This is a genomic window from Hamadaea sp. NPDC051192 (assembly GCF_040682475.1).
In the GTDB taxonomy this organism is placed as follows: domain Bacteria; phylum Actinomycetota; class Actinomycetes; order Mycobacteriales; family Micromonosporaceae; genus Hamadaea; species Hamadaea flava.
On record NZ_JBFBAZ010000253.1, the window covers coordinates 1 to 5435 of the forward strand.

3 protein-coding genes are annotated in these 5435 nt (G+C 70.0%); 1 reads left to right on the forward strand and 2 read right to left on the reverse strand.

What is annotated here, in order from left to right; genetic code table 11:
• Window positions 1–106 precede the first annotated feature (106 nt).
• Both AB0M47_RS41940 and AB0M47_RS41945 read right to left on the reverse strand, forming a co-directional pair.
• Window positions 107–2608 (reverse strand): polynucleotide kinase-phosphatase, encoded by a 2502-nt coding sequence (locus tag AB0M47_RS41940; RefSeq protein ID WP_363424417.1) that lies wholly within the window; start codon window positions 2606–2608, stop codon window positions 107–109.
• Entirely contained in the window at window positions 2609–4000 is a 1392-nt protein-coding gene (locus AB0M47_RS41945) for a 3' terminal RNA ribose 2'-O-methyltransferase Hen1 (RefSeq protein WP_363424422.1), read from the reverse strand.
• A 253-nt stretch (window positions 4001–4253) separates the two neighbouring features.
• On the opposite strand from AB0M47_RS41945, the gene AB0M47_RS41950 reads away from it, so the two are divergent.
• Window positions 4254–5369: a hypothetical protein gene (locus AB0M47_RS41950; protein WP_363424420.1), complete on the forward strand. Its 1116-nt coding sequence runs from the start codon at window positions 4254–4256 to the stop codon at window positions 5367–5369.
• Window positions 5370–5435: the final 66 nt, after the last annotated feature.

A 5435-nucleotide genomic window follows, 5' to 3' on the forward strand; every position in this document is an offset into this window, starting at 1 on the left:
GGATCAGGGATCCGGGTCGAATCTTGGGTCAAGATTCGACTTGGATCCCTGATCCAGCGCCCAAAGCGCGGCGGAACGGGGGGCGCGGCGGGGTGGGCGGGGTGGGTTAGAGGCGGGGGTCGACGGGTTCGGACTCGCTAGCCAGGATGGCGAAGACGAGTTCGTGCACCCGCCACAGTGGACCGTCGGCGGCGACGGCGGCGAGCGCGGCGAGCCCGAGGGCGTGCTCGCGCAGGGCGAGGCCGCGTTTGCGGCCGAGGCCGCGGTGGCGGAGCCGGTCCAGCTGCGCGGGCGCGGTGTATCCGGGGCCGTAGATGATCCGCAGGTACTCCCGCCCCCGGCACTTGAGGCCGGGTTGCAGCAGACCCCGTTCGCCCGTCACCGTGAGTCCGGCGTACGGCTTGACGACCATGCCTTCGCCGCCCGATTCGGTCAGCGACAGCCACCAGTCCGTCACGGCTGCGACGTCCGCCGGGGACGACGGGTCGGCCACGATGCGACGGGTGGGCGTGAACGTCGTCGGGTCCGCTTCCACGAGGCGATCGGCGATCGACAGATGCCAGCCGTGGTCGCGGTCGTAGAAGCCGGGACCGAGGACGGCGAACGGCGCCAAGGTAACTCCGTCGAGGCCGGACGTCGGGCGTACGTAGGATCGGTAGGCCGAGGTAAATGCCTCTACATCGGACCGACCGGCGACCAGGCGCGACTGCAGAGCCGAGACGTCGAGCCCTCGCGACGCCGCCGCGGACGCGACAGACAGCGCGGCGGGCAGCACGGCACGCCCGGCTGCGCCGACCGCGGCGTACTGCTGGATCAGCGTGTCGGCCTTGGCGGACCAGGGCAGCAGCTCACAGTCGAGCAGCAGCCAGTCCGTACCCAGTTCCTCCCACAGCCCGGCCTTCGTCGCCGCGGTGCGTACCGAGGCCAGCAGCTCCTCGGTCAGCTCGGGACCGAAGAACGATCGCCCCGTACGCGTGTAGATCGCACCGGAGGCTCCGTCGTCGGCGAAGCTAGACTCGGGGGAACGGCAGACGAGGACGACCGCGCGGGAGCCCATGTGCTTCTCCTCGCAGACGACCTGACCGACCCCGGCGGCGGCGTAGTCGGCGAGGGCCGCGCCCGGGTGCTCCAGATATCCGTCGACTGTGGACGTCGAGGCGGGCGCCATGGTCGGTGGCAGCCAGACCAGCCAGCGAGGATCGAGGGCGAACCGGCTCATCACCTCCAGCGCGGCGGCCGAGTGCTCGGCGCGTACGGTCACCGTGCCGTGCCCGGTCTCGACGTGCCGCCGGCCCGTCACGGACTTCAGATCCAGCGCACGGTTGACCACCGGCGCGGCGGGTGCGAGCGGCCGCGCCGGCGTGTAGTGCTCGCGTACCGCAGGCACGGTCACGAGCTGCCGCTCCGGGTAACGCAGCGCGGTCAGCTTGCCGCCGAACACACAGCCGGTGTCGAGGCAGATCGTGTTGTTGACCCATTCCGATTCGACGGTCGGCGTGTGTCCATACACGACCATCGCCTTGCCTCGGTACTCCTCCGCCCACGGGTACCGCACGGGCAGGCCGTACTCGTCGGTCTCGCCGGTCGTGTCGCCGAACATCGCGAAGCTGCGCACGCGGCCCGACGCCCGGCCGTGGTACTCCTCCTTCAACCCGGCGTGCGCGATCACGAGCCGCCCCTCGTCCAGGACGTAGTGACTGATCAGCCCGTTCAGGAAGGGCTCCAGACCGTCGACCGGGTCCCGCTCCAGCTGCTCCAGCGTCTCCGCCAGGCCGTGGCGTACCTGCACGTTGCGGCCCTGCAGCTTCTTCAGGAGCTTCGCCTCGTGGTTGCCCGCGACACACAGGGCGGTCCCGGCCGCGACCATGCCCATCACCAGGCGCAGGACCGCGGGCGAGTCCGGACCGCGGTCCACCAGGTCACCCACGAACAGGGTGATACGCCCAGCGGGGTGGACGGCGTTCACCACCCGCCCGCGCTCGTCCCGTTCGGCGGTGTAGCCGAGTTCGGTCAGCAGCGAGAGCAGCTCGTCGAAGCAGCCGTGCACGTCGCCGATGACGTCGAAGGGTCCGGTCAGCTCCCGGCGGTCGTTGAACAGCTTCTCGTAGCGCAGTTCGATGCTGTCGACCTGCTCTGGGCGTACCACATGGATTTTGCGGAACCCCTCGCGGCCGAGCGAGCCCAGCGAACGCCGCAGGTCGCGATGCTGGCGGCGGACCACCTCGCGGCCGAAGGCGCGGTCGGACCGGACCCGCGTGCGTTCCCAGCACGTGGGTTCGGGCGTGTCGAGGACGATCGCGACCGGGAGCACGTCGTGCTCGCGGGCGAGTCTGACCAGACCGGCGCGGGCGTGGTTCTGGACGTTCGTCGCGTCGACCACGGTGAGGCGGCCGCCGCGCAGGCGCTTGCCCGCGATGTAGTGCAGCGCCTCGAAGGCGTCCGCGGTGACGGTCTGGTCGTTCTCGTCATCGGCGAGCAGGCCGCGGAACGCGTCGCTGGAGAGCACCTGCGTCGGGCGGAAGTGGCGGCGGGCGAAGGTGGACTTGCCGGAGCCGGTCACACCGACCAGGACCACGAGCGCCAGCTCGGGAATGTCCAATGTAGTCATTTATGCTGCCTCCTTCCGGAACAGGGCGAGCTGAGTGGGGGTGCCGACCTCGGGGTCCTCGTCGCCGACACCACGGAACTCGACTTGGTAGCCGTGACGCTCGGATACGCCGCCGGCCCAGGCCGTGAACTGCTCCCGCGTCCACTCGAACCGGTGGTCGCCGTGCCGGTGCCGGCCTTCCGGCAGCGACTCGTAGCGCACGTTGTACTCGACGTTGGGCGTGGTCACGACGACCGCGCCGGGCTGGGCGTGGGCGAACACCGCGTCCTCCAGCGCGGGCAGCCGCGCCTCGTCCACGTGCTCGATGACCTCCATGAGCACGGCCGCGTCATAGCCGCGCAGCCGGTCGTCGCGGTAGGTCAGCGCCGACTGGATCAGCTTGATCCGGGCCTTCTGCCGATCGGGCAGCCGGTCGAGCCGGATCCGCCGGGCGGCGACGTCGAGCACCGCCGGGGACACGTCGGCCCCGACGATCTGCGTGTACCGCCGGTCCCGCAGGAGGTCGCCGATGAGCGCGCCCGGCCCGCAACCGAGGTCGAGCACCTTCGTCGCACCGGTGTCCATCAACGCCGCCAGCACCGCGGCTCGGCGCAGCGCGTTGAGCGGCTTACGCTTCGGCTCCAGCTCCTCCTGCTCCGGCTCCACCGTGTCCGGCTCGTCCGTCGCGAGCTGGTTGAGGGCGCGTTCGGTCAACGCCCGGCTGTGGGCGAGATAGCGGCGCGTGATCAGGCCGCGCTCGGGGTGACCGGCCAGCCAGCCGTCGCCGGCCCGCAGCAGCTTCTCGATCTCGTCGGGCGCGACCCAGTAGTGCTTGGCGTCGTCCAGCACCGGCAGCAGCACGTACAGATGGTTGAGCGCGTCGGCAAGGCGTACGCGGCCGGTCAGGCGCAGGTCGGCGTAGCGGCTCGCGCCCCACTCAGGCAGCTGCTCGTCCAGCGGGATGGCCGTCGCCTCGACGGTCCAGCCCAGCGGCGCGAACAGGCGCTCGGCGACGGCCGCGCCGCCCCTGCAGCGCAGCACCGGCACGCGGATCTCGAGCTCGATCGGAGTCGCGGCCAGCTCAGGGCGATCCTTGGTGCTCCCCCGCATCGCTGAGCGGAAAGCGCGGTTCATCGCCGCGACCAGCAGGCTCGACGCCGCGTACGCCCGGTCGTTGACGTATTGATTGAGCTGCCGGGCCGCGTCCTTGTGCGCTTTGGAGTCGGCCAGCGTCTGCGGGTCGACCTCCAAGAGCAGGGCCGCCGTGCAGCGCTCCGGAGTCGCCTCCGGAAACAGCACGGTCGCCTCGCCCCATGGCACGTCGAAGCGGTGCACCCGATCCGGGTGCTTGACCAGGAGGTAGCCGAGATCGGTCCCGGGAGTCTCCGGGGTCCCCGTCATCGTGATCATCAGCAGCACCCGGCCATGGTGCGGGTTATTTCCGCAGCGTGCAACCGGTTTCACTGCCGCACACCCACGGGCTCTTGACCCGGGCACGGGCGGGCTGACCCGGGCACGGGCGGGCTCTTGGCCGGGTGCGGACGCGCTCTTGACCCGGGCACGGGCGGGCTCTTGGCCGGGTGCGGACGCGCTCTTGACCCGGGCACGGGCGGGCGTCGATCCTCTAAGGACACTGTCTCTCGGGGGTCGCGATGCGGGTGTTCGTATGCGTGGCTTGAGCGACGCCGAGACCGCGCACCCGATCCGGGGGCCGATTCGGACCTACCTCAGCCGCATCTGGCAGCGGCGGCGATTGCTGTTCGTGCTCACGATCACCTTGATCGTCTCGATCGTCCTGCTGCGCGCCGCCTTCTTGGGCGTCTCCGCCGGCATGGCCGACATCCTGGTCAACCTGGGCGCCTCGCTGCTGGGCGTCGTCGTCACGGTCATGGTGCTCGAACCGCTCATCGAACGGAGCCGCACACCCGAGGAAGTCATCCACTCCGAGTTCCCGCATCAGGCGTTCCTCGAGGGAGTCGCGACCGCCAACCGGGTCGTCCGCGTGATGGGCGCCTGGCCGTACGTCATGGATCACCCGTGGCGGCGGCGGTTCCTCGGCGAACTGCGGCAGGCCGTCGAACGCGGCGTACGCGTGCAGATCCTGATCCTCGACCCGGAGAGCAAGGCGGCCGAGCAGCGTACGCGGGACTTGGACAACCAGTTCGACGTGGCGGTCGTCATCGGCGACGTGCTGCAGACCTTCTGGGACCTGACGCGGCAACTGCCAGATCGCAGCGTCGGGCAACTGGCCGTACGCGTCTACTCCTCGCTCCCACCGGCCCGGATGTACCGGTGGGACAGCCGGGCGGTGAGTTCCTTCTTCCCCAAGGGAAACTGGGTCGGCAGCGACATCAAGCACTACGAGACCAGCATGAACTCCCGCCTGGCGCAGTTCGTCGACGAACAGTTCGACCTACTCTGGCGCGACGCGGAGACCGTTCCACTCGGCGAGTACTTCCTCGTCGACCTCGATATCGCGACCCCAGCCGCCGACTTCTTGACCCGGCGCGCCCAGTACGCCGTCGTGGACGGCGAACTCTTCATAGCCGCAGCCGACATCGTGACCGAGCTGTATCGCATGCGCGTCGTCGATCCGCAGGTACGCGTCGATTGGGACACCCTGCCGATCGAGCCGCCGGACGGGCCGGTGTCGCTGTTGCCGGTCGACGCCGACCGCCTGCCCACCCTGCGTACGCACTTCCACCGCAAGTACGGGACGGCGAGCGCGATAGCCGGGGCGGACTCCGTGCTGCGGATCGGCGTCAGCCCCACCGACCGCTAGCCCCTTTAGGTGCAGATCACGGTTACGCAGGTCATTTCGGCGCCGGGAAGCATGCGTAACCATGAT

Excerpts from the sequence above, each read along its gene's own strand:
- AB0M47_RS41940 (WP_363424417.1), bottom strand. The coding sequence starts at position 2,608 with ATGACTACATTGGACATTCCCGAGCTGGCGCTCGTGGTCCTGGTCGGT.
- AB0M47_RS41950 (WP_363424420.1), top strand. The coding sequence starts at position 4,254 with ATGCGTGGCTTGAGCGACGCCGAGACCGCGCACCCGATCCGGGGGCCG.